This window comes from Yersinia similis, assembly GCF_001053095.1.
Classification (GTDB): Bacteria; Pseudomonadota; Gammaproteobacteria; order Enterobacterales; family Enterobacteriaceae; genus Yersinia; species Yersinia similis.
The window spans coordinates 36,523-60,624 of record NZ_CGBP01000003.1; the positions used below are offsets into that span (position 1 = coordinate 36,523).

Here is a 24,102-nt window from a genome sequence, read left to right on the forward strand (position 1 = left end):
AAAGTGATAGCCGCGACACTGTTCACACTTTAAACTGCCTTAGCCGTACGCGAATCAAGCCCCATGCGGTCTAAGATAGACTGATTCGCGATTTATCCGTTACACCACTTCTTGGTTAAGCGGTTTATCTGTTAAGAGAAGCAGCCGCTAGGTTATCTGCCCACTGAATTATTTAGCCGCATCCAGCGCCTGAGCGAGATCATTAAGAATATCGTCAATATGTTCAATACCAATCGACAACCGCACCATATCCCGTGGCACACCCGCGTTGATAAGTTCTTCATCATTTAACTGACGATGCGTTGTTGACGCTGGATGACACGCGAGTGATTTGGCATCCCCAATGTTAACTAACCGCACAACCAAATTCAGTGCATCAATAAAACGCCCACCAGCTTCCTGTCCGCCATGAATACCGAAAGATAATATCGCCGCAGGTTTACCGCCAAAATAACGCAGGGCTAAATCATGCTCTGGGTGATCCGGCAACCCCGCATATTTAACCCAACTGACTTGCGGGTGATCTTGCAAATAATGGGCGACTTTCAACGCATTTTCCGTATGGCGCTCCATACGCAGCGCCAGCGTCTCCAACCCCTGTAAAATTAAAAAAGCATTAAAAGGTGATAATGCTGCACCGGTATTTCGCAACGGAACCACCCGGCAACGGCCTATATAGGCGGCGGCACCAAACTGCTCGGTATAGGTCACACCATGATAAGAGGGATCCGGCGTATTCAACTGAGCAAAACGTTCCGGATATTGCGCCCAAGGAAATTTCCCAGAATCAACCACAATGCCACCAATACTGGTGCCATGACCGCCTATATACTTAGTTAGCGAATGAACAACAATATCGGCACCATGCTCAAATGGCCGGCAGAGAATGGGCGTTGCCACGGTATTATCCACAATCAGCGGTACGCCATAACGATGAGCCGCATCGGCCAATTTTTTCAAATCAACGATATTCCCCGCTGGGTTACCTATCGATTCACAGAAAACGGCTTTTGTGCGCTCATCTATCAGTAATTCCAATGCCTCAATATCATCATGGTCAGCAAAACGGGTTTCGATACCATAACGCGGCAACGTATGCGCCAGCAGATTGTAAGTACCGCCGTATAACTTCGCCACCGAGACAATGTTATCCCCAACCTCCGCAATAGTCTGGATAGCATAGGTAATGGCCGCCATACCAGAGGCAACCGCCAAGGCCGCAACTCCCCCTTCCAACGCGGCAATACGCTTTTCCAGCACATCATTGGTCGGGTTCATGATCCGCGAATAAATATTGCCAGCGACTTTTAAATCAAATAAGTCAGCGCCGTGCTGAGTATCGTCAAAAGCAAAGGAAGAGGTTTGATAAATAGGTACGGCCACCGCTTTGGTGGTTGGATCGGGCGAATAACCTGCATGTATAGAGAGAGTTTCTAATTTCATTCTTTATCCCTTACATCAATGAGAGTAGCCATAACGACCTGCTGGCGTACCGTGGGCTAACTTTTATCAAGTATATCGAAGTCTCTGTCATGGCAGACACGTGTAGGTATCGAACTTACTCCTACTCCCACAAAAAATTTTCACGTTAATGCGGGTTCACGATATATATCCGAATCAACCTTAACAAATAATTCTTGTGTTATTCATAACTAATAAACAATTGTGCACGAATTATCTTATAACGAGCATGTAATGTAACTTTTCAGCTTATTTCAACACGTTCAGCAGCGATCATAAGATCGCCCCCCCTTACACAACAAAACATTAAATAATTTAATCAATTGAATAACTATGCCTCCCGAAAGAATAATCCCAACCAATTGTTTTAATTTAATTTATTTAACTTATAAATACGCAGCATCGCTTTAATTTTTTCAACCAATGTACAATACATAATAATTACATAATGATCATATAAAAATATGACGCTCTAAATAAGTGCAAAGGCAGAAAAAAACAGCACCTTAATAGGGCATAAATAATTTAATAAATGTAAGTATAAAGTTTTCCTCAATAACGCCGATTATCGTCAGTAATTATTATTTATATACCCTAAATAATTCGAGTTACAGGAAGGCGGCAACGAGAGAAAAATTGGTCGGGAACCGATTTGAACAGCATTTATGCTAGCCCGCAGGATGAAGCTCATTAATCCCGACGAGATTACTTATTTTACGGTCAACGGCCGATAAGTGATTTGGGTGACAACGGTTATTAACACTTAGCACCATGAGCAGATTTGAACGCGATTTGCAGCAGCCTCGTAGAGGCGAAGCCCATGGACGGACTGAGTAACGAGCGTAGCCAACGCACCTGTAACTTGAAGTATGACGGGTATATCTACTATCAGGGATCTCCTCCCTTTACTGAGGTTAATATGAGAGTTAACAAACCTGTCAGCCGGCAGGAGTATCCCATTGAGCGCGATATCACCTTGCAATCCACCACGGATATTCATGGAAATATGGCTTACGCTAACGCTGCTTTTGTTCATGCCAGTGGCTTTGAATATCAAGAGTTGCTGGGTCAACCTCACAATGTGGTAAGGCATCCCGATATGCCACCCGCTGCTTTTGCTGATATGTGGCAAACATTGAATGCCGGTCTTTCTTGGTCTTCATTGGTGAAGAATCGCCGTAAAAATGGAGATTATTACTGGGTTCGGGCTAATGCAACGCCACTGCGCCATAATGGCCGTTTAACCGGCTATATTTCGGTACGTATTGCGCCGACTCGCGAGGAGGTAAAACAAGCTGAAGCATTGTATACCGATTTCAACACCGGTAAGGCAAAACGGCGGAATATTGCCTTGTATCGTGGGCTGATCGTGCGCACAGGGTGGCTATCCCCACTCTCTTTGTTCCAAACTTTACCATTACGCTGGCGCCTGCGGTGTGCCTTGTTGAGTTCCGCCATCATTCCAACCATCGCCGCCAGTTTGATGGAGGTAGCAGATCAACCTCTCTTGATTCTCGGCTCGGTAGCATTGACCTGGAGTATATTGGCTTCACTGTGGTTGGAACGGCAGGTTGCCCGACCTATCGCGGCTATTTTGCAACAGGCGCAAGACGTTTCCTCCGGAGAGGCCGGCGATTATGTACAACTAAATCGTGTCGATGAAATCGGTTATTTAATGCGTAGCGTCAATCAACTCGGTCTGAACCTACGTTCTTTAACCGATGATGTCAGTGGCCAGGTTGATGGGATTAATACAGCCAGCAACGAAATTGCTGCTGGCAATCGCGAACTAAAAGTGCGAACCGAACAAGCAACTGATAATCTTCAGCACATTGTCAGTGCCACAGAACAATTAGCCGCGACAGTGCAGAACAGTGCCAACAGTGCCAATGAAACAACATCACTCGCCGAGATGAGCAGCCATGCCGCGGAACAAGGCAGCGAGCTAATGCACCAAGTCATTGAAACTATGGGTACTATCAATGACTCCAGCCATCGTATTGTAGATATTATCAGTGTGATTGAAGGCATTGCTTTTCAGACCAATATTCTGGCACTCAACGCGGCCGTAGAAGCGGCCCGGGCGGGTGAACAAGGTCGTGGATTTGCCGTAGTTGCCAGTGAAGTACGCCATCTGGCGCAACGTTCGTCAACCGCAGCAAAAGAGATTAAACATTTAATCGAGACCAGTGTAGAGCGAGTACGTGACGGAAGTACTTTGGTGCAAAGGGCCGGTTCCACCATGGATAATATTGTCAAACAGGCAAGCCAGGTCTCTACGCTGATCAGTGAAATCAGCACCTCGACTCATGAACAGACACAGGCCCTTGGCCAAATCCGGCAATCGATCAGTCGGCTAGATCAAATGACTTACCAGAATGCCGCGATGGTTGAGCAATATGCTGGCGCGGCAGAAGAACTGGCACATCGGACATTGCGACTGACCGCAGCGGTACGTATTTACCGCCCAGTGAATAACGTAGGAAAGTTAAGGGATTAGACAGAATCACCGCATTATCTGTTACCCCTACCCCGACTACAGGTGATTTATCATAGCAATAATCTAAAACCTCGCTATAGTGGGTAGGTGGTTATCCAATTATTAAATAAGGAGTTTTATGTCATCAATTAACCAAACATCTGTTCGCGCTCACACAGGTGAAACCGGTGCAAACTTACCTGGTGAAGATCATTTGATCGCCCATGAAGCTTTGCTTGTCGCATTAATGGTTGAATGCGCGAATGAGTCAGATAACGATCAGTTCCTGCTTAGCATCCGAGAAACACTGAATGGTATTTTAAGCTCCTCACGTTATCTTGATGCCAATGCTATTGCGAATGGCCTGATTGATGAGGCCGATGACAAAGCCAACCGCTAACATTCAGCCGAGGTTATTGACAAAGTGCCCGCGACGGAGAGAACAGGCAGATCGTAAAGACGCCGGCTTCCCTGTATAAAAATAGCCTTCCCTGGGGGCTCGAGCCGCGCCATCCTTGGCGCGGACTCTTTACTCTTCTGCCTATCCTCACCGTTCAAGAGTGAGTCATCGGGGTTTGTCAGCAGTCTGAGCCCTCAATATTGAGGGCGTTTTACTGCCTCCTGCCAAGCCCACCCCAAATTGTTAATTCGTAACACATATCATATACAAACCCTTAACAAAACCAATTGAACCTCAATAGTCTTGCAAAATTGATAGATAATGGTGATATCACTGCATCTATAAAATGAGAGCAGCCACATCATCCATGCCAATATGATTACCCTGCCAGCATAATCCAGGAGGTACGTAATGGTCTCACTGAAAGAAGTGGCAAATCTAGCCTCTGTTTCATTAATGACCGCATCTCGAGCGATTAATAGTCCAGAGCAACTGCGGCCAGAAACGTATCAGCGAGTGATGCAGGCGATTGAATCCCTGAATTATGTGCCTGATTTTGCAGCCCGTAAGATGCGCGGCCACTCCACCAAAACATCAACCCTGGCAGTACTCGCCTGGGATACGGCGACCACACCGTTCTCAGTTGAAATATTGCTCTCCATTGAGTTAACTGCCCGAGAGTTTGGCTGGAACAGCTTTTTAGTGAACCTAACCTCACGCGAGGACAGCCAACGGGCGGTTAATCAGCTACTAGCCCAACGGCCCGATGGCATTATTTTTACCGCTATGGGGCTACGTCAGGTCACTATCCCCGAGCGATTACGGGATAAAAACATTGTTCTCGCTAATTGCGTCAGTGAAAATTATTCAATTCCTAGCTACATTCCCGATGATTTTGATGGTCAATATCAAGCCATGAAATTACTGCTGCAACGCGGATACCAACGGCCTTTGTGTATTTACCTGCCGGAGTGTACCTTGGCAGGCAAGGCCCGGCGGGCAGGGGTAGAAAAAGCCTGGCAGGAATCCACATTACCAACAGAGCAACTCAATCAGTACCATATAGCGTGGGGAGATGAACATTATCAGGATGTCATTCCGTTATTAGAACGCCATTGCCCTAAGGGAAAACCCAATTTTGATGTGTTAATCTGCGGCAATGACCGCATCGCATTTTTGGCCTATCAGGTTTTACTGGCCAAAGGTGTGACAATTCCACAACAGGTTGCGGTGATCGGCTATGGCGATATGGTTGGTATTGGTGAATTGTATCTACCACCACTGACCACAGTACAACTCCCCTATTATGATATTGGTCGTCAAGCTGCCCTACACTTAATAAGAGGACGTGAATCGCGGGCAATACATCGGTTACCCTGCCCACTGCTAGAACGGGCATCCATCCGTAATTCAATGCCAGATAACTGTGTGCCCCTTTTCAGTAAACAGCGATAAATAGCGCCCATATATGCATGCTAAGGCCAGATCACTGCGGAGCAGAGTAGCAAGAACTGGACCGCTTTATACGGGGAAGCAATCCAACTGCACCAATACCTAAGTGACTCAGTACAGTTGCAACGCTCTGTAGGCCGGATAAATTATTTGATTTAAGTAGAGAAACATCACTACACGAGAGCAGGAAAACCCACGGAAGCATAAGCCCCCGTGAAGTTTTTTAGATATGTCAGAATCACATATGTTGGATAATAGCGTCGCCAAACTCACTACACTTCAACAACTTAGCGCCTTTCATCAGACGTTCGAAATCATAAGTCACGGTCTTGGCTTGAATTGCGCCTTCAACACCTTTAACAATTAAGTCAGCGGCTTCAAACCAGCCCATGTGACGCAGCAGCAACTCCAAGAGTAAACTTAACATCATGAAATTTAATAAAAAACCTTCAAAAAACCAAGCTCAAATATTAACAAAATCAGCAAAAATTAGCCTTGAAAAACAAGCAAGTATGCGTAGTTTTGCAGAATGAATTCCCGTTATTCCGTGAGCCAAAAATAGCTTTTGTGATCATGCAATTTGAGGAATCAGATAGCAAAACAGTCGCACTTTTAGCCCAGTCCACCACAAAATTCCGCACTTGTTTTAGCCCCGTTTAAACCAATGGCCTGCAGGATTACATGGTTATCAGACGTCCCAAGTCACGGAAACATACGGTTAGTGACCCTTACTTACCTGTCCCAAATTTGTCCCAATGGTTACCACTATTGACTACACAAAGTCTCTGGGGCTATATTTCCCAAGCAGCCGCAAAATCGGTTGTCGGGATTCGAACCCCGCAGACAAACCGCGACAAGTGCACGCCGCGAGCGTGTTTTTTATTGTCGTAATGTACCCGCACATCTGAACAATGGTGGGCCGTACAGGGGAGCCGCAAGGCTCGCCGGTTGGTTTGTCCGGTAGTTCGAACCCTGTACGTCTCACCACCAGATGATTCGAACCTGAAGGTGGTGAAAAATGCAAACCACTAGAGGGCGTCATAATGACAAACTTACCCCATGATTATTACGTTAGCCTTGTAAAAATCCTTCTCAAGAAATCCTCGTATGCTGATCGTTTCCATCTGGCCGAAGTTATAGAGCGCGAGGCAATGCGTATTGCCAGCCATGATCAAGCCGTATCTAATGCTAAAACTTCTCTTGTCGCTAAAGTAGTGATGGGAGGTGCCAAATGAGCAGCATCGATACGCTGAAACCAATTCTGCATAACCAAATCCCTGTTATTACTACTGAGTTACTAGCACAACTGTATGGCACCGATGTTTCGAACATCAAGATGAACTACTCCCGAAACCAGACTCGCTTCGAGGATGGAAAACTGTAATGGTCTAATGATCCCGGACACTTTGTTAGAGATATAATAAGCAGCACTAACGAGGTGAGAATGCGCAGAAAAACGTTTACCCATGAGTTCAAACAGGAATGTGTCAATCTGGTCCTTCAGCACAACTACCCGGTGACACAAGCTGCTGAAACAATGAATATTGGTCTTTCCACATTGCAGCGCTGGCTACGCCAGTATCGCGGAGAAGTACGGGGCGAGACGCCAGCAGCCAGTGCCATTACACCTGAACAACGGCGAATACAGGAACTTGAAAAGCAGGTACGTCAGCTACAGAGCGACAATGACCTGTTAAAAAAAGCTTCGGCCTTCTTCGCCATGGAAATGAACAACGACAAAAAGTCGCGGTAAAGCTGAAGAAGGCTGGTGCAAATATCCAGCAGGTATGTCGCTGCCTGTCGCTTACGCGCAGCGTATTTTACGCACGGAGCAGGCGACCAGCGCTCAAAGCCGATGTTCTTATGCTTCACGCAGCGGCTAAACATGTTCATGCTGAAATGGATGCGACGTACGGCAGTAGGCGTATGTGTATTGAGTTGCGTGAACAGGGTTTTAACGTAGGCCGATACCGCGTCCGTCAGGTAATGAAAGCCCTGTTGCTGGTTGCGAAGCGTCCCGGACGTCACCGCTATCCCCGTGGTGGAAAACCGGCTGTAGTGGCAGATAACCTACTGAATCGGCAATTTAATCCAGAGACATTGAATACCTGGTGGTCAGGTGATATCACCTATCTTCGCACGGCTCAGGGCTGGTTGTATCTGGCTATTGTCATGGACTTATGTTCAAGAAAAATAGTGAGCTGGGCCTTCTCAGACAAACCGGACAGCGCGCTGACTACGCGGGCATTACGGCTGGCGATCAATAAACGACGGCCAACAGGTCCAGTCGTGTTCCATAGCGATCAAGGGGCGCAATATACCAGTACTCAGTTCCAATCCTGCCAGCAGGAACTTGCTGTGACGGGAAGCATGAGCCGTAAGGGTAACTGCCTGGATAATGCGGTTACGGAGAGGTTTTTCCGCAGTCTGAAAGCAGAGAGAGTTAACTATCGTCGCTATGAAACCCGAAGTCAGGGTATTGCAGACGTTATCGATTATATCGACAGTTTTTATAATCTGAAGCGGCGGCATTATCGGCTGGGAAATATCTCGCCGGATGAATACGAACGACGACTACAACAATGTGCCTAAATCGGTGTCCGGTTTTACTTGACCATTACAACCGTTACAACTGCACCAGTGGCTGCTAGGGCTTCATAATTACTGGGTAAGATCACCAGTGAACCAGCCCTGCTTTATAGACACACAGCGACCGCTTCTTTCTGGAACAAAGCATGTGAAGACGCAGCCACTGGCTAAAAATGAATCTATAAATCAGGAAATAGAAGATTCTCACACCTCGACTGCAACAACTGCAACAACTGTCATTGCCCCTTCAAGTAAAATCTCTCTTTCCGAATTGGCGCAAAGCGTTCCTTCCCAGTCGCTCTGTGCTGCCGCTCGCAGCTCCGGGAGAGAGCTTGATTCGGCGCTCAGGTAACGACCATCAGCTTGGTGGAGAGTGCCGTCGATTTCCACCCGTACAATGCGCGTTCTATCGTCCTTGTTCAAACGTTCGCGCCAGTAAACTGCTTCATCGAGATTGTCCGTCAGCCATATGCATCGAGTTCGGGATGGACGATTAGCGTACTGCTCCCTCCGTATATTCTCGAACTCCATCTCTCGGAGCAGACGGATGTAGGTGTCAATAATGCCGTGAAAATTATTGGCCAGCTCCCTGCTAGGAAATCGCTCAATGTCGCGGCTGCGGAGAAGTTCCTTGAGCCTACGCTCCTGCCCGAAGGCGGGAATAACATGATGAATATCACACATTTGTTCGTAGTAGGGATTAAAGGGGCGGCTGCTGGTATTGAGAGTTTGCCCAATCTCAAGGAGTCGCTTGCCCGCTGGTTTGTAGCAGCTGTCAATGTGAAAATACTGCATCCAATAATTTCCTATTGTTGGAGTTTTGATAGCAGGCATATTAGCGCTCGTTGCACTTCAAAGGTAACGAGCGTCCCGGTTCATTCACAATCCACCTAAAATCGTCCGCTTTTGGCACGAAGCGGACAGACTGAATTGCTGTCAGGTCTGCTATGAGCAAAGACAGACATTAAACTATTTCTAACTTATTCCGAATTTTTCAATGCGGTACAAATTAGCATTTCACTAGATAACGACAAACTCCCGCACTTGTTTTAAGTCCGTTAGCCCCGCCACCTCATCCTTCATTTCCCGTTGCCGCTGGTAAATTCTCTCATTGTGTTCCATCAGGGCCAATGCCATTGCCTCACTGAGCCCCTTGAGTTGTTCCACGCTCAGTGGTACTGATTTATTATTCGCATCACCCCACGACATCACATCACGTGAATCTGTGTTAGCAACAGCAGCCACAGGAGATAAACGCGCCATCGACTGTTGGTCTGCATTCCATGTTCGACCAGCATATTCAAAGGTAAAACGTTGTGCTTCCTGCTCCGTTCGCCATACGTAGATTTCCTGCAATTTCTGTTCTTTGGCCGCCTGCAACATGGCTGGGGTGACTGTGAAGGGGGCGATTTTGCCCCACTGGCCGCTTTGCAGCGCCTGCCAAATGGCTTGTCCCGTTTCGGCGGTATCGTCTGGTGTTGCAGTGTAGGGAACGGCTTCATCCATTCCCTCAAACAACACGTCGCAGTCAATAGCACCGCTTTCTAGATAGCGGGGATTGATAATGTTTTTAATGTCCATTTGGGTCTCATGCGATACGTATGAATAATCCAATAAAGGCTTCCGTCTTGCCAATAGTCGTGAGGGTACTACCTGAAAGCGCGATAAAGGTGCCTGGTTGGGGATATGAATTCGGCGATGCAACAGCGAATTGAGGCGTAGAGACATAAGTCCCACTTGTGGAACATGATGCTTTCATTGACACCATGCCCAGTCGGGAACCAGGAACACCTTTTCCTCTGAAAAGCTTGCGGTTATTGTCATCATCGGAATCACCGTGGTAAGTCGCAAAGATTAGGCCTCCCACATCGGGTGATCCCCATGCATTACCGGTGGTTGAACGTAAGGCTCCTGTGAAATCGCTGATTTTTAGCTTGAGATTTTCCCAGCCGATGAAGTAATCGCCACTAATACTATTGATATTTAACCGGTTAAAGTAAAGGTCACCATTGACGCCATAAAATTTGATGAGTTTCCCTTGCTGCCTTTGGTTTGCGCTGGAGTAGATAATGTTCGGGATTTCAATTTCAATCACGCCCGAAAAAACCACGCCCGGTATAATGGGCTGGCTACCACCATACTGAGAGACATAATATCGTCCGGGTGGCGTTTCCTTTACCCATGTAAGCAATTCTGCTGGCCCGTTATTACCACTGAATTGTTTACTATGCCGAAAATACGCCCCATAACCAAAGGCTCCCGGTATAGCCAGCCGTCCTTCTGTGCGGTCATAGATATCAGACTGCATGCCCCGTGTTGCCGCAGTGCCTAACCCTAAATGTGCTTGCGCCTGTTGTCGTGCATCGACTCCAGCATCGGCGATCTCGGACAGGTTGTTGTCAATTTTCAGTGCAGAAGCCAAAGCTCCAACGGCGTCCTCTTTTGACTGTTTCGCTGATTCAGCATGAGTGGCAGCATCTTTAGCACTATTTGCTGATGCTTCCGCACTTGCCGATGATTGCTTTGCGCTTTCTGCTGCATCTGCCTGACTGCCGGCTGCAGCCGTTGCGCTCTCTTTAGCTTTGTTGGCAAAACGTTCTGTATCATTTCTGGACTGCGTTGTTGATAGCACATCCTGTGCCGTCTGTTTGGCGTTAAGTTTTGCCTCCTGCGCGCTGCGCGCTGCCGCTTCTGCACTTTGTTGTGCCTGTGCAACCATTTCCTCAAAGCGCTTGATAACATCTGGTTTTAGGTCGCCTTCATCAAGTGCTGTCAGAAAATCATTCAGGGTGCCAGGTTTTGAATCGTCATAAACCGTAATCTCACCGACACAATATTCCGTCCTGAAGTACTGCCTCAAATAAACATGATATTTGCCTACTTGCGCTTCAAATGAATATTTACCATTCCCGTCCGTAGTAATTGTTGCAATTGTACGCATCACCACTTCTGCGGTGTTCACTCCCGCTTTTAAAATAATCTGACATCCAGACATGGGGATGCCTGCGCCATCAATTAGCGCACCGGATATTTTTATTGACATATTTCAGCACCAACTGCAAAAAAACCGCCGAAGTGACAGTAATAACAAATTAAAAGGTGTTCAAATCAAGAAAAAAAAATTAATTAGAGATATGCAATCTCATAAAATTCGGCAAGTCTAATTTCTAAAAAGGCCCCCTCTTCAGGGCTGGCAAGTCCAGCCCTGAGATATTGCTTTTGGGGGCATAAATGCCCCATCAATACTTTTGGTTTAAGCAAACTAAATTATTCAGTTCCTAAAGCCATTAACTTAAAAAATATTTTCACCCTCTTCCAGACGAAAAATACAATGCAGTTAAATACAAGCGCACCAGTCGCCACATATCACTAACCCCGGAAATACCAGGTAGCAATCTGGGGAATATATTTATTTGAAATAATTTTTTTGAAAATTTTCCCTGCAATACTCTATCGGAAAGTTTATTTTTTAATAATGACCTAAGCTGTCCAGATTCTCGACGAGCCAGACTCAAGATCGCCTTATAAAGATTTTCATCACCTCTATTAGCCTCAGCCATATCAATAAGTTCAGAAATCACCTTGATATAACTATCAATTCGACTTGATATTATCTCCTTAGATAATGAATTAGAAATTGAATTTATATTCCACCTATATCCGTAAAGAGGATTTTTATAAAATCCTACTCTCTCAGCCGCAATTGCCAACTGCGTTGTCCATAAAATGTCCTCATTCAATATCTTGGGAACAAATTTTAAATTATGCGCCTTCAAAATATCTGCCCTGATTAGCTGAAGCCAAACATTGTAAGGAAACTCTTTATGGAAAGCCGTACATTGAAGCCATTCCTTACCTGTAATGACACGCCCATGTGGCTGCAAAGACCACACGGTAACGCCTCCCATATCATTTATGTCAGAGTGAAATTTAAAACCATTACCAATAAGTACGTCCAGCTTATTTTGTTTTGCATAGTCAAGCCAAGTTCGTATTGTATTTGGCATCAGGATATCATCACTGTCTATAAACATAATCCATTCGCCCCGGGCCTGTTTAATACCCGCATTCCTTGCGCATGAAAGCCCCATATTCCTCTGGTTAATAACCATCATGTTGGGTATTAATAACTCATAATGTTTCAGCAACTCCAAACTAGAGTCAGTAGAACCATCATTGATAGCTATCACTTCAAAGAAAACATCCTTTTGTTGTTGAAGAGAATCAAACAATGCAGGGAGATACTTCTCAGAATTAAAGACAGGAATAATAACACTAACCTGAATGTAACCCATAAACAACAACACCTTGTGATATTATTAGTAACACAAGGTATTTTAAACCGCTCATAATTTATTTGAAATAGATGAAATTTAAATTTCGCCCTTCACGTTCTAAGTTCCTATTATACTGGTGTAACTGGCCAGTTAATATCTGGTGCATTTGAAATATCCAGTTGATCAATCAAAACTCGATATTTACGCCACGCCAGTAATTCGGCCTTGGTGGTTTCTGTGACCAGCCCAAGCTCAATACTGTCCTGCAATATCTGAATTTTGTCGCTTGCTTCGTTGAGCAAACCCCGTTTTTTTTGTCCTGCTTCTGCCAGATGATGTTTTTTCTCAGCATTTTCGTCTTTCACCCACTGTGAACCGTCCCAGCGGTCAAATTGATTGGTTGGCACCTGTCGGGTGCAGTTTTCAGGCAGCGGGCCGAGATTACTGATAAGCATGGCCTGCCCGTTGTCGGTGTGGTACACCCGCAAGCCACGATGGTCATCAACCAGAGACCATGACTCGCTCTCGGTATCAAATACGGCAATCTGCCCTTCTGGTGCATCCGGTGGCACAATCGTTGTGCAGTTGGCCGGTAGCCCCATGTAGGGCGGGATATGGGCGTCTCCGGCACCAATAAATTCCTGCGTATCGCTGCGGAAGCTATAAACCTTGAGGGTTCGGGTATGGTTGGCAAATTTAAAGGTCATTAGGCGCACCTCACGATGTAGTTAAAGGCAATATTTTTCACGGTGGTTTCGTTATTCCCTTCGGCATAGATGGTGATGTCATGACCATGCGGGCCAATATCGACAAAATGGTCGTGCGGGCCAATATGCGTTGAATGGGCATGATCACCAGCTTCTTGAGATGGGGGCCAATTGAACGCAGAGGAGGTTTCATCATCCCCTGATGTATAAATACCTCTACCACCATAACGTGAACCTTGTGGCACACCATGAACATGCCTGCCTCCAGTGGTGGTGCTCTTGGTGCCGTAATCAAAAGTACTGGTTTGACGCCGCCCCAAATCGGTCTCTGAAACACGCCCGGTATGGGTGTGTGATTTATTCCCGTCCTGTTCGGTTGACAGAGCTTCACGCCCATCCGGTTTACCCTTGATGGTTTGTCCGCGCATATCGGGTAAGCGGCCAGAAGGGTAGACTAACGCCAGCTTGGGGTAGCGCGTTGTATCAAATGATTGACCGGCACTAATTGTCCACCCTTCAGGAGGGATATCTGAAGGCCATGGTAATTGAATACCTACGGGTAAATGATAGCGTTCATCACTCTCCGTCTGAGTGTAAACACCTATGTTATGAGCAAATTGAGGTTTATCCGGAATATCCTCGCCATTAGCTGATTTCTTCAGAAATAATGCTTCATCTACAACGCCATTACCGGGGTTTAAAACCAGGAATGAAGACATTTCTGGTGCAAAAACAACCACTACAGGAACATTTTTTACAATATCACCAGCCCACAACGGAACATGATTCCCCTTACATAAGGGATAAGTTCCCATGACTCTCCCTGCAAGCGTCACCATTAAAGTTGCCTGCCCTGTATTAGTTTTTGTCGGCAAGACAAGAATCGGCGACCTAAGCACCCAGTCATTTGCAGAAGATGTCGATGGAAGTGATATCGTCAGGTTGTTCTCCGTGCCACCGGCCACTGCCGAAAGATAGTCCCCAGCCTGCAACTGCTCAACCTGAACAAAGTGTTGCTCAGAACCGCGTGTAGCAAAATTTGCTACCACGTCATTTAAAGACCAACCTTTGGCCGTGGTTCCCTCCTGACCTCGAACAACTGTCAATATGTCCTGCGATACAGCGATAAGATGGCAGATTTCATATACAGACTGCTGACTGTCTGTCAGCGTTATTTTTGCGTAAATATTATGGGAAATACTATCGTTTGATATATCCGTTGTTAATAATTTTTGAAATATCTTTCCCGTTCCTGGCATTACAGTAATTCGGGTTTGTGATGCTGTAATATCCGATGCTAACGAGGAAACTACATTATTCCCAAAACCGATAATCATTTTTCAATCACCGTTATCGAATATTTATAAATAAATGGAAGTTTGACCTGCTGTTGATCTATTGCGTCCTTAAGGAAATAACCCACACCATTTCCATAATCAGGGATCACGATAGCAAAGACTCCACTCGCAACCGTCACACTGATATCAAATGTGCTTTGTAATGGTGGATCAATACCATTAGCACCATGAATAAATCGCGCAATACGTCTCTTCAGCCAATCAATACAAAAATGAGAACCATCACCTTTATAAAAATCCCATGTCAGGATGCGTTTAAAGTAATCATCCGGAACATACGAAGATGAACCGGGAACATAATTTCTCATAACAGCATAAGGGATCACATTATATTCAATGGTGTTATACACCCCGCGTGCAATAGCCTCTTCCGATACCTGAAGTAATGGCCGTTCAACACCATAAATTCCTAAAGCAACCCAATCCAATAACAAACCTGTTATTGACTCGGACGTCCAACAAGGCAAAGCAAGATTATTCAGTGAATCCAGATATTCTTGCGCAATTTCGTTATAAGCCTCAAAGAATGCAACAACATTCGGATCGTCTCGGTACTGAATAAAAGGATAAGCAGGAATGATTTTATCAATCGGTAAATGCATGTTTCTGAACTTGAATTTGCGAAGTTATTGTTGTGAAGTACGCATATGTATCACTGTAAACCAAACTCGAACCTGTTGTAGGCGAAACAATATTGCCATTAATTCCTATCTGTACGTCGATCATGGATATTAAGGATGCATCAACAAGCTGTTTCACCGAATCCCTGAAAATATCCTGAATCTGAAGTAGGTTAATTGGATTACCGACTTCTATCGCATTGATGTAATCCGCAACATTCTGTTGTACAGCCAGAGAAATTCCCGCCGGGTCAACATAACTTTCAGATACAGTATTCCACGTAATAATGACAATAACGTTCTGTGAGGTCGGAATAACATAAGGAATTTGGTAAACGTCAGGGGAAACCGTCAGTGAAACCGTTTTTTTCTCTACCGATGTCCCAGATAGGTTACTGACATCATTAGTCAAAACTGAAATATCCGGTACCGATTTATAGATGGCATAGGCCACTTCGTAGGGATCACCACCACCGACAACAACAACCCATTTCCCCAGTGATGACTGTCGACATGAAATGAGATTCTCCTGAACACCGCTGACAGACTTTAACAATGCTCTCAGGCAATCTGGTGTGCCCTGTACCCCTAACATCCCTGATGCCATAACCTGAGCGCGATACGAAGCCCACGATTGTTCTTCCCTCCCCGGTAATCCGGCCGTAATATTTGTACAGGTGACTGGTTGTTCTTTGGGTACGGAAGTGATGACTTGTGTCACCGTTCCTTCAGGTACAGCCCAAGCTCCTGAAATCGTCGCTAAGCAGTAAACAGGCTCCGTTTGTCCGCTATCTGGAATAGCTGTATCACGAGTAACAACATACTGATAGTTGCCGTCAGAAACGGTGAACCCCTTGGGGATCGCAAATCCCGGAAGCCCGGAAAATACGACATAAACAGATGTATTTGTACTCACTCCACGCTGTGCGCCATATATATTACCAAGCTGCATCAATAGCGGAATATTTGCACCGTAAGGACTGACCGAATTAATAAGATCAACACGTGCTTGATCTATTAATGCCAGCGCCCCAACCGCTGTACTGGCTAAATCTGTTATCAATCCAGCTGGCAGGTTGGCCGTATATCCAGGCACCTTCTCAGAAACTCTGGTGATAAGATTTGCAAGCAAGGTTTGCGGGGACGTTGGCTGTGCCCCCGCGTTGGTCATAATAATTGGTATTTCTGACATGATTGATCTTAAAGGATATATTATGAAAAGAAGTACTCTGCCAATTTTATTTGGTGCATTATGCCGCTACATCAATTCGATAACTGGTGCCGTTATAAAAAACCACATCTATGTTATATGTGGGATTATCGGCCCCATCGACTTTCGTAATAGCCAGTGAAGCAAAGTACCCGGCAAACTGCTGTTGAACCATGTTCACGTAATAATCCGGGTAAATCTGCTGGACAATGCACTGTTGCGCAGGAATACCGTAATTGGCGTAAAACGGCGATTCACCAAGACCCAGTTTTAGTGTTTGAATCAGTGTTGTCAGCCAACCGTAAGAGAAATCTCCATTCACGTCTGACTCAACAACTACCCATCTTTTATTACCGTTCTGATCGGTGATACGTCCCCATGTTCTCATCGTACCCTCACCACCAGCGAATCTGCCCGATAAAATATCCAGAAGCCAGGATCAGAAAGAGCAGCCAGATAAGCAAAAACTTCCAGGTGGACAATTTTTCAGTCATAACTCGAATCTCCCGAATCAGTTTGCTAAAATCAAACACGCTTTCTCCTTGCCTTATTCAAGGTTAGAAACAGAAAAACCCGACTGTTGGCCCAGCCGGGGTTTTGCTTTATGGAATGGGATTAAAAGTGATCCGGTATCAACCCGGATTCGGTTTCTTCGATGTGATCGTGCTCCCACCGCTTTGAACACCAGACACATTGTGATCGTGAGCGCTAACACTTACTCCATTAATTACTGCGTCATTCTGGACATTAAGCGGACCAATCAACGATGCTGCCGTGTTACTCATCTGGTCAGCATCCTGAACAATCGTCCCATTCAGATGTATTTTTCCGGTAAGGTAAATATCCTCAGCATTGAGGTAGATAGCGTTAGATTTTTGGCGTATTTCCTTCGGTGCGACAGTCACAGAACTACTGCCATCTTCCGTTTTCAAAACGCCGCCATCAGGACCATACAGGACGATTTTTCGTGGTTCCTCTTCTGACCAGCTCGTATTTGCTACTGGTACAAAAAACAGCGGTGTAAGCGACATCGAGTACGACAAGCTCGCCATACCGGTACCCAGACCAGATACACCACGTAGGGAAACATCAGCAGCAATGGTTACACCTTTGTCTCCAACTTGAATCGGATAACGGATATATGGGAATGTCGCGACAGGGATTGTTATCTGGGGAAAATTAATCCCTTCAGGGAGCATATCAAATTGAACGGTGACAATCTGTCCCTTCACTACCACGACATGACAAGGGAGTTCTCGTCCTTTAAGTTGCGCTTGCGTTCTCTCTGACTCCGCCATCATCTCCGAGAGCGCTCTGATAAACGGTAATTTCTGAGAATTAGACATCGCCCCTCATTACCTTGCCAGGTTTTCAGAATAAGCCTCAAACACCGTCACCCATGCATCACCATCAGCGGTAAGGTAAGCACCTATATGTCGAACAGACCTGATCAGGAACTTACCCGAAAAGGTCGTCGCATTTCTGGAAATAACACTAGGCGCTGTCGTGTTTGTCATCAAAATTGATGATGCTCCTGAATACAATCCTTGGGGAAGTTCAACAACATCACTGCATCTAATATCACCCCGTAACGGGCATTTGAAGCTCACAGTAAAAGGCTTGATCCATGTTGGCTGCCCAATGAGTTCATTACGTTCAATTTTTTTAGGTTTGTCCCAATTTGCCGATGCGCTGTCATAAATACGTATCCGTTCTGATAACATGGTTATATCAACGCCGCTGTAATTAGCCTTGCGCATCATGGCAATTGAAGCATTCCTGACAAGGATCGCTAACGAGCCAATATCTGTATACGTCCCCGACCATGGTTCAGGTAACACAAGATTATCGCTCACCGAGCACTCTGTTATTTTTCGGGGGTACGCCTCCTGCAAGGCACGCACTAGCACATCCCCTAATTTCTCTCCCATTCTCCCCTCCCCCTTGATAGCAACAGGTTTACCGTCATCTGTCGTCCGGGGTGTCGGGTTTATCACAAGGTTTAAGGTCTGATTCATGCCGATCCAATTGGCATACGCAATATAAACCTCACCGTAAATTATCTCTCCCTGCTGCTCTGGCTTTGCCAACGGCAAACCGGCAGTAAACCCAGCGAACATTTTGACCAGACATCCTTGCAAATTAACGCTTTGCTGTAGCATTTCGATTGGCAAACCATAAATCGTTAACAAAGTTCCTGAACTGACTGTATCCAAACCAGTAATAACCACATCAAATTCGATGTGTAACCCGTATCCGGGTGTCCTGCTGGTATCAAATGGCCCAATCGCCCTACCCTTTGAATCCACCGGCGGTTTCCCTGTTTTGGGGTCAACAATTTCAAGTCTGTAATATCGCATTACGAAACCTCGAACTGATTACTACTCTCGCGATAAACGAGTTTTCTGGGTGCATAGGACAATGCCAAATTGATATCGTATTCATCCGGCGAACCGACCAACGGGCAATACACCACTACGTCACCGGAACTATCTTTCAGTTGGATGTAATATCGATTGGAGTAAAGGTTGTAAGGAACTGTGGCAAATAACGTTATTGAGCCAAGCGTGACGGTAAACTGAAAGGGTTCTCGTCCGTTGGGTTTAAAAGGGATCAGCGTTGTCATATCCCGAACTCCTGCGTGAACTGTCTCCCGATACCAGACCAAGAAAGCACTCCGTCTGGCGGCACCCCTTTATCGAATTTATCAAGCAAACTTCCCAGCACAGACTCCGTTTGTTCAATCGACGAAAGCGGCTGCTCAAATTCAATCTGCCAGGTATGCTGAACCTGTTTGTTCTGCTCTGAAAATCCCGATGTATCGATGAATGAACGCATAAGGCAGCGTGTATAGATGAATGACGGCGTCATAACCGTGTAACAGCCACCACTTTGGTTATGCATATCAAGCGCCATCTTTAGTGCGGTAAAGGTCATCCCTTTGGTGGAGTAACCGCCATCTTGCGTGGAGGCAGGTCGAACCATCTGCATCACGATACGGTTAGGTTTTCTAACAACAGAATTCGCGGCAGTAACCTGATTATAAAAATTCAGGTTACTAATATCCTGCTGCACCAATGTTGTTCCTGCCATTGGCGTAAATGCAGCCATTGAACGGTTTCTTATTTCTCCATGCAGTAACCCATTAGCAATACTCAGTCCTTCTGTTAATACAGCTATTGGCATCACACCACCGGGAATATCCGCCGCAATACCATCAACCAATAAAATAGGGGACACTTCAAACGCGAGTTTGAATGCCTGTCCGAAATAATTTAATGACATGTGACTTACCCCGGAATTTGCATCTGCCCGGCCAACTGCGCCTGAATGTCTGAACCCGGTTTTTGTTCAACCTGTAACCTGATAGTTGCTCGTGCCTCTTTCCCTGCACCAGCTAAATTACTTTTAGCATCTTGCAGTTGCTTCATGATTCCCGGATGTTGATCCATTCCGCCCTGAATTTCAGGTAATAACTTAAGTAAATAATTAACCGTTTCTAATTTCAGACTAAGATTCCCATCTTTATCAATACGGCCACCGTTATATGAAGTGAGCATTTTTGCCACATCGCCTTTATAGCGTCGGTTCAGATCATTTAAATAACGGCCTGCTGCAAAAGTCGCTTTATTCGGATCAAAAACATCATCCGCCTCTAAACCATATGCCTTTGCCGTTAATGGCATAAACTGAAATAGCCCAGCAGCTCCGCTTTTTTTATTAATAGCGAATGGATTCCAAGATGACTCAACCTCAGCAATAGCCGACATCATATTGCCCGGTAACCTATAGGTTTTGTTAGCCTGCTCAACAAAATTCTGAATGTTATTCTTCAGATTTTTTGGCATTTGGTAATTTTTATAGACCGCGTCCTGATTGAGGATTTCCGTATATTTATTAGTTAAAGGGTTAGCACCTGGTAATTGGCCTCCTAAATACTTGTTCCCGAAATTGACCAACGCTGAATCTGCTTTATCGGCACCAATACCTGTTCCCGGAAGATACTTATCTTTCCCAGCCACCCACTCAATAGCCCCCCAAATTGTCTTAACAACCTTACTCACCGCGAGCGAGAAATCATCCAGATCATTTTTAAACTGCTTACTGTTCAGCCACTTCCCTAATTTATCTAACCCCCCTTCCACTTCTGTCAGGATTTTTTCAAAGTTCCCACCAGTTAAAAAACCCTCGATATTGGAAGTAAGGCCATTTGATACCCCTCGGATTTGCGAGTTGTATCGGGCTATAGCGGCTTGCCAGGCATTAGAAACCCGGTTGCCGTTCATCAAAAAGTTACTGACCGTACTCTGATAATCAGACTGCATAGCCGGGGTCAAATAAGCTCCAAGCAACCCTGTATTCCGCGTAAACTGCTCGTTAAGTTCCGGTATTTTATTGGCATTCGCGCCAATCTGGTTAGCCAGCGACACATCAACAAAACCCAAACCACGACCATTCAGGACATCCTGTGTCAGACCCGAACCTTTATACTCTTTCACTAATGCAGCAACCGCACTCAGCACCTTTGGCAGATTGACCGCCGCACCATCTATCGGGTTTATACCCAGACTCATCAACCCTGAATAATTCGGGTCAGATGGTCTTTCCTGAGCATTTGCTAGCACCTGAACCAAATTTTCAGTGCCGGAAAAATACGGGGAATAAGTGCTTTTGGCCGCCTGCACCTGGGCTGTCGTCATCCCTAATTCCTGCGCATTTCTATATTGCGCTGCGATCTTACTCGCCATATAGCCATAACCCAATGGCCCAACAGCACCCAGAGCCGCGAGTTTTGTTCCCCACGAAACCGTGGTTTTGAACAGTGTTTTGAGTCTAGCGTTGGTTTGGCCTAACGTGCGATTGATCTGTTTGTACGTTTTCAACGTCGATTGCGCATTTTTACCGAGGCTACTCAGATACTTATCAAACATCGTTTCGCCGCGGCCTTTGTAGTTGCTCACAAACGGATCCGAGTTTTTACCGTTTCCGATGAAACGCCCGTCAGAGGACACGACTGGAACTGGTGCTGCCGTTGCCGGAACAGACGGTTTTCTGGGAGCTTGATTAACTTCACCAGCCCCGGAAGCAGGAGGTGTTATCTTTCTCCCAGCACCTATGTCTGAGGGGGTTTTCAGGGACGATCCGCTGGGGCCGATATTTAACCCATTCTGATACTTCTCAAAAATTGCCTCAAGCCGCTTTAGATGCTCATCATTGACATCCAGCGTCAGCACTGGCATCTGGTTACCTGACATTAAAATACTCCTCCGGTATTCCTGAGTTTCAGCAGCTCACGTAACTGAGCCGCTGTTTTAATGTTCAGGCCGGAATCTGCCCAGATGTCACTAAATCCGGCTCCGGCACTGTAGTCGAGGATTTCGCTGATGATGTGCTCGCCGTCGCGCCAGAACTGACGGCAGGCTTCGACGTCGGCAATGAAGCAATCCATTCCGTAAGACTCAAGGACGAGGCCAGACTGCTCCACATTCCACTGACGGCCAGCATCATCTCTTTCACCTGTTCCGGTGTGTTTATCGACGAGACACATGTAAAAAAAACCAGTTCACCAATAACATCGTCCAGTTCCACACCCTAAGCAGGACACTGACACAGATGGTTGATGCCACTAAAGCACCAATAGCTGGCGTTACGCGAATGGTTACTGGGGGGCTAAGTTGATTCAGTCCAGCATTAATCAAGGCGGCAATAATCTCTGATGCCGTATCAGCACAGTAAATCCCGCCAATAAATGAAATCAGTGCAAATAACACCTGTCGCCACAAACGATGTGGACGACAGGAAAGCACATAAAGTGCCGCGCCAGCCAGCGAACAAACCACTACAGCAGGGGTTGCCTCTGGGAACATAGCCGCAAAAGTCACCCCCGCCGAGGCAGCAGTCACACCCGCTGACAGCGTTAATGGTTCATACATGGAATATCCAACAGAAAAATAAGTAATGGGGGAGTTTCAGACACAAAAAAGCCTCACCGAAGTGAGGCGCAATAACACGGAGTAAAATAATGAGCATACAAAGAAAAAAGTGTGGTGCTCGGTACTTATCCCGAAGATACCAGGCACTGGTAAAGCTGATACCGGATCTATCTCAGCTACGAACGGATTTACCAGACTCCCCACGCAGTTACGCTGACACCACAATCGACTGAACCATCGGCACCATCGTTGCTTGAGGTGTTTGGTGTCTCACATTTCATGACAATGGCTCATGCGATTGTGCAGCACACCAAATACTCCGGGCTTTCCCTTCATCGCTGAATGATGTGCTGAGTTGGAGCGACAGCGGGAATCGAACCCGCATCTTCAGCTTGGAAGGCTGAGGTAATAGCCATTATACGATGACCGCTTGGTGCCAACTGCCAGACTCGAACTGGCGGCCTACTGATTACGAATCAGTTGCTCTACCACCTGAGCTAAATTGGCTTAGTGGCCCTTACCGATGAACCCAAGTTTGTAGCGGAGTAGATAAACCACAAACTCTAGCTAATACGGAAAGGACCGGTGCGATAGTAATAACGATGACCAATGCTGTAAGTGTTCCCCTTCTACAGCTATTACTACAGCGACAGAAATATTACTCAACTGCCAAATACCATTCAATAAGTCAACTGGAGACAAAAAGTTAAATTTGGTTTCCTCTTGTTTCAGTAATTATTGTTTGACGCTAAAAAAGCAAAAACCCGCACAGTGGCGGGTTCGTTGACATTAAGCGGTGTAGCTTTATAACCAATTTTAATACGATAAAATTATTTTTGTAATTACACAACCACTTTTTTATTCACTTTTATCAACAACGTAGTAGCCATAAACCAAGAATGGATTTCTATGTAGCGTGAACTGCGATAACGACCACATCATCTTCAACAATACCGGCGGATTTGGCGACATAGAAAAGGCCAGTCAGGTGTTTGTAAGGAATGAGTTGATGCCGTTGCAAGAACGGATGAAAGAGGTGAATGAGTGGGGAGGTGGTTGTGGGGTTTAGGGGGTATGAGTTATGACTCGGCGATTAATCAGGATTAATCGCCAGATAAGTTAGCTTTTTCATCTCTGAAAAGTGACGTCTTTTTTAACTTCCAGACTAAGAATATTTTTATGCAATCATATAGACTGATTATGAGTTTGACGTATTTAGATTGCGAGCGGTTACACTTAATTATATGATGCCTTCAGTCACATAGGGAGATTTAAAAATGACGAATGATGAAATAGAAAAGAAATTATTAGACAAAGGATTCACAGAAAAAAATATTCAGCACATGAGAAAAATAATTTCTCGTGATAAAACACATAAAGAAACATATCAGTCTTTACTGGGTAGTTTAAAGAAAAGATTTTTGGCTGGGTGCGTGATTGTATTAATTCTGTTCGCCTTTACTGTTCCTGAGTTGGTAAATCAAGAAAGGACAGATTTTATCTCCATCTACATCACTTTAGCACTGGCACTATTTATAGTCTACATTATGGCTCCAATGAATTTGGCATGGAAAGCTTATCGGTATCTTAAAAAAGAGGGGTAACCCCCTCCTAAT

The 24,102-nt window shown here is 45.6% G+C and carries 23 protein-coding genes, 2 tRNA genes and 4 pseudogenes; 9 read left to right on the forward strand and 20 right to left on the reverse strand.

What is annotated here, in order from left to right:
• Positions 1–168: 168 nt before the first annotated feature.
• Complete coding sequence (locus AC971_RS03245; RefSeq protein WP_025384138.1) at positions 169–1,443, reverse strand: bifunctional O-acetylhomoserine aminocarboxypropyltransferase/cysteine synthase; 1,275 nt, start codon at positions 1,441–1,443, stop codon at positions 169–171.
• Between the two features lie 937 nt (positions 1,444–2,380).
• On the opposite strand from AC971_RS03245, the gene AC971_RS03250 reads away from it, so the two are divergent.
• From AC971_RS03250 to AC971_RS03260, 3 genes are all read left to right on the forward strand, one after another.
• Complete coding sequence (locus AC971_RS03250) at positions 2,381–3,961, forward strand: methyl-accepting chemotaxis protein (protein WP_025384139.1); 1,581 nt, start codon at positions 2,381–2,383, stop codon at positions 3,959–3,961.
• 118 nt (positions 3,962–4,079) lie between these two features.
• Positions 4,080–4,340 carry a hypothetical protein gene (locus tag AC971_RS03255; RefSeq protein ID WP_002210908.1) on the forward strand — a complete coding sequence of 87 codons (261 nt, stop codon included), beginning with the start codon at positions 4,080–4,082 and terminating at the stop codon, positions 4,338–4,340.
• A gap of 411 nt (positions 4,341–4,751) precedes the next feature.
• Positions 4,752–5,795, forward strand: coding sequence for a LacI family DNA-binding transcriptional regulator (locus AC971_RS03260; RefSeq protein ID WP_025384140.1), 1,044 nt, complete (start codon positions 4,752–4,754; stop codon positions 5,793–5,795).
• Positions 5,796–6,030: 235 nt separating this feature from the next.
• Here the strand turns inward: AC971_RS03260 and AC971_RS24990 are convergent.
• Positions 6,031–6,210, reverse strand: a pseudogene (locus AC971_RS24990) (isocitrate/isopropylmalate family dehydrogenase); the annotation flags it as partial.
• A gap of 625 nt (positions 6,211–6,835) precedes the next feature.
• On the opposite strand from AC971_RS24990, the gene AC971_RS03270 reads away from it, so the two are divergent.
• The 4 genes and pseudogenes from AC971_RS03270 to AC971_RS03280 all read left to right on the forward strand — a co-directional run bounded on the left by AC971_RS03270 (position 6,836) and on the right by AC971_RS03280 (position 8,384).
• Entirely contained in the window at positions 6,836–7,027 is a 192-nt protein-coding gene (locus AC971_RS03270; protein WP_025384142.1) for a hypothetical protein, read from the forward strand.
• A pseudogene (locus AC971_RS24145) lies at positions 7,024–7,170 on the forward strand (ORF6N domain-containing protein); the annotation flags it as partial. The gene AC971_RS03270 and the pseudogene AC971_RS24145, both read left to right, overlap by 4 nt.
• 66 nt (positions 7,171–7,236) lie before the next feature.
• Positions 7,237–7,545, forward strand: coding sequence for a transposase (locus AC971_RS24150; protein WP_025384143.1), 309 nt, complete (start codon positions 7,237–7,239; stop codon positions 7,543–7,545).
• 2 nt (positions 7,546–7,547) lie between these two features.
• Positions 7,548–8,384 carry an IS3 family transposase gene (locus AC971_RS03280; RefSeq protein ID WP_024531423.1) on the forward strand — a complete coding sequence of 279 codons (837 nt, stop codon included), beginning with the start codon at positions 7,548–7,550 and terminating at the stop codon, positions 8,382–8,384.
• Between the two features lie 201 nt (positions 8,385–8,585).
• Here AC971_RS03280 and AC971_RS03285 read toward each other — a convergent pair whose 3' ends face one another.
• The 18 genes and pseudogenes from AC971_RS03285 to AC971_RS03370 all read right to left on the reverse strand — a co-directional run bounded on the left by AC971_RS03285 (position 8,586) and on the right by AC971_RS03370 (position 22,993).
• Positions 8,586–9,215, reverse strand: coding sequence for a DUF2441 domain-containing protein (locus AC971_RS03285; RefSeq protein WP_081761350.1), 630 nt, complete (start codon positions 9,213–9,215; stop codon positions 8,586–8,588).
• 186 nt (positions 9,216–9,401) lie between these two features.
• Positions 9,402–9,962: a DUF4376 domain-containing protein gene (locus AC971_RS03290; protein WP_025384145.1), complete on the reverse strand. Its 561-nt coding sequence runs from the start codon at positions 9,960–9,962 to the stop codon at positions 9,402–9,404.
• Positions 9,963–9,969: 7 nt separating this feature from the next.
• On the reverse strand, positions 9,970–11,424 hold the full coding sequence (locus tag AC971_RS03295; protein WP_025384146.1) for a prophage tail fiber N-terminal domain-containing protein: 1,455 nt from the start codon (positions 11,422–11,424) through the stop codon (positions 9,970–9,972).
• A 262-nt stretch (positions 11,425–11,686) separates the two neighbouring features.
• Positions 11,687–12,676, reverse strand: coding sequence for a glycosyltransferase (locus AC971_RS03300; protein ID WP_025384147.1), 990 nt, complete (start codon positions 12,674–12,676; stop codon positions 11,687–11,689).
• Between the two features lie 110 nt (positions 12,677–12,786).
• Positions 12,787–13,365, reverse strand: coding sequence for a tail fiber assembly protein (locus tag AC971_RS03305; protein ID WP_025384148.1), 579 nt, complete (start codon positions 13,363–13,365; stop codon positions 12,787–12,789).
• Complete coding sequence (locus AC971_RS21710; protein WP_025384149.1) at positions 13,365–14,702, reverse strand: phage tail protein; 1,338 nt, start codon at positions 14,700–14,702, stop codon at positions 13,365–13,367. Before AC971_RS21710 ends, AC971_RS03305 begins: the two co-directional genes overlap by 1 nt.
• Positions 14,699–15,325, reverse strand: coding sequence for a hypothetical protein (locus tag AC971_RS03315; protein ID WP_025384150.1), 627 nt, complete (start codon positions 15,323–15,325; stop codon positions 14,699–14,701). Before AC971_RS03315 ends, AC971_RS21710 begins: the two co-directional genes overlap by 4 nt.
• Entirely contained in the window at positions 15,309–16,535 is a 1,227-nt protein-coding gene (locus AC971_RS22625; protein ID WP_071825519.1) for a baseplate J/gp47 family protein, read from the reverse strand. Before AC971_RS22625 ends, AC971_RS03315 begins: the two co-directional genes overlap by 17 nt.
• 58 nt (positions 16,536–16,593) lie before the next feature.
• Positions 16,594–16,941, reverse strand: coding sequence for a hypothetical protein (locus tag AC971_RS03325; RefSeq protein ID WP_025384152.1), 348 nt, complete (start codon positions 16,939–16,941; stop codon positions 16,594–16,596).
• 244 nt (positions 16,942–17,185) lie between these two features.
• Positions 17,186–17,899 (reverse strand): phage baseplate protein, encoded by a 714-nt coding sequence (locus tag AC971_RS03330; RefSeq protein ID WP_025384153.1) that lies wholly within the window; start codon positions 17,897–17,899, stop codon positions 17,186–17,188.
• Between the two features lie 9 nt (positions 17,900–17,908).
• Entirely contained in the window at positions 17,909–18,913 is a 1,005-nt protein-coding gene (locus tag AC971_RS03335) for a hypothetical protein (RefSeq protein ID WP_025384154.1), read from the reverse strand.
• Positions 18,913–19,179 carry a hypothetical protein gene (locus AC971_RS03340; protein ID WP_025384155.1) on the reverse strand — a complete coding sequence of 89 codons (267 nt, stop codon included), beginning with the start codon at positions 19,177–19,179 and terminating at the stop codon, positions 18,913–18,915. Before AC971_RS03340 ends, AC971_RS03335 begins: the two co-directional genes overlap by 1 nt.
• A complete protein-coding gene (locus tag AC971_RS03345) occupies positions 19,176–19,838 on the reverse strand; it encodes a hypothetical protein (RefSeq protein WP_025384156.1) in 663 nt (220 codons plus the stop codon). The genes AC971_RS03340 and AC971_RS03345 overlap by 4 nt, the downstream gene beginning before the upstream one ends.
• A 5-nt stretch (positions 19,839–19,843) precedes the next feature.
• Positions 19,844–21,808: a lytic transglycosylase domain-containing protein gene (locus AC971_RS03350; RefSeq protein WP_025384157.1), complete on the reverse strand. Its 1,965-nt coding sequence runs from the start codon at positions 21,806–21,808 to the stop codon at positions 19,844–19,846.
• Between the two features lie 64 nt (positions 21,809–21,872).
• Positions 21,873–22,142: pseudogene (locus AC971_RS23820) on the reverse strand (hypothetical protein); the annotation flags it as partial.
• The gene (locus tag AC971_RS03360; RefSeq protein ID WP_025384159.1) at positions 22,085–22,486 is read right to left on the reverse strand and encodes a putative holin; all 402 of its coding nucleotides are present in this window, start codon (positions 22,484–22,486) and stop codon (positions 22,085–22,087) included. The pseudogene AC971_RS23820 and the gene AC971_RS03360, both read right to left, overlap by 58 nt.
• A gap of 356 nt (positions 22,487–22,842) precedes the next feature.
• Positions 22,843–22,916 (reverse strand) — tRNA-Gly (locus tag AC971_RS03365).
• A gap of 1 nt (position 22,917) precedes the next feature.
• Positions 22,918–22,993, reverse strand: a tRNA-Thr gene (locus tag AC971_RS03370).
• A gap of 430 nt (positions 22,994–23,423) precedes the next feature.
• Between AC971_RS03370 and AC971_RS24155 the strand changes: the two are divergent.
• Positions 23,424–23,555: pseudogene (locus AC971_RS24155) on the forward strand (phage portal protein); the annotation flags it as partial.
• 208 nt (positions 23,556–23,763) lie between these two features.
• Positions 23,764–24,090, forward strand: a complete 327-nt coding sequence (locus AC971_RS03375; RefSeq protein WP_025384160.1) for a hypothetical protein — start codon at positions 23,764–23,766, stop codon at positions 24,088–24,090.
• The last annotated feature ends 12 nt before the right edge of the window (positions 24,091–24,102 follow it).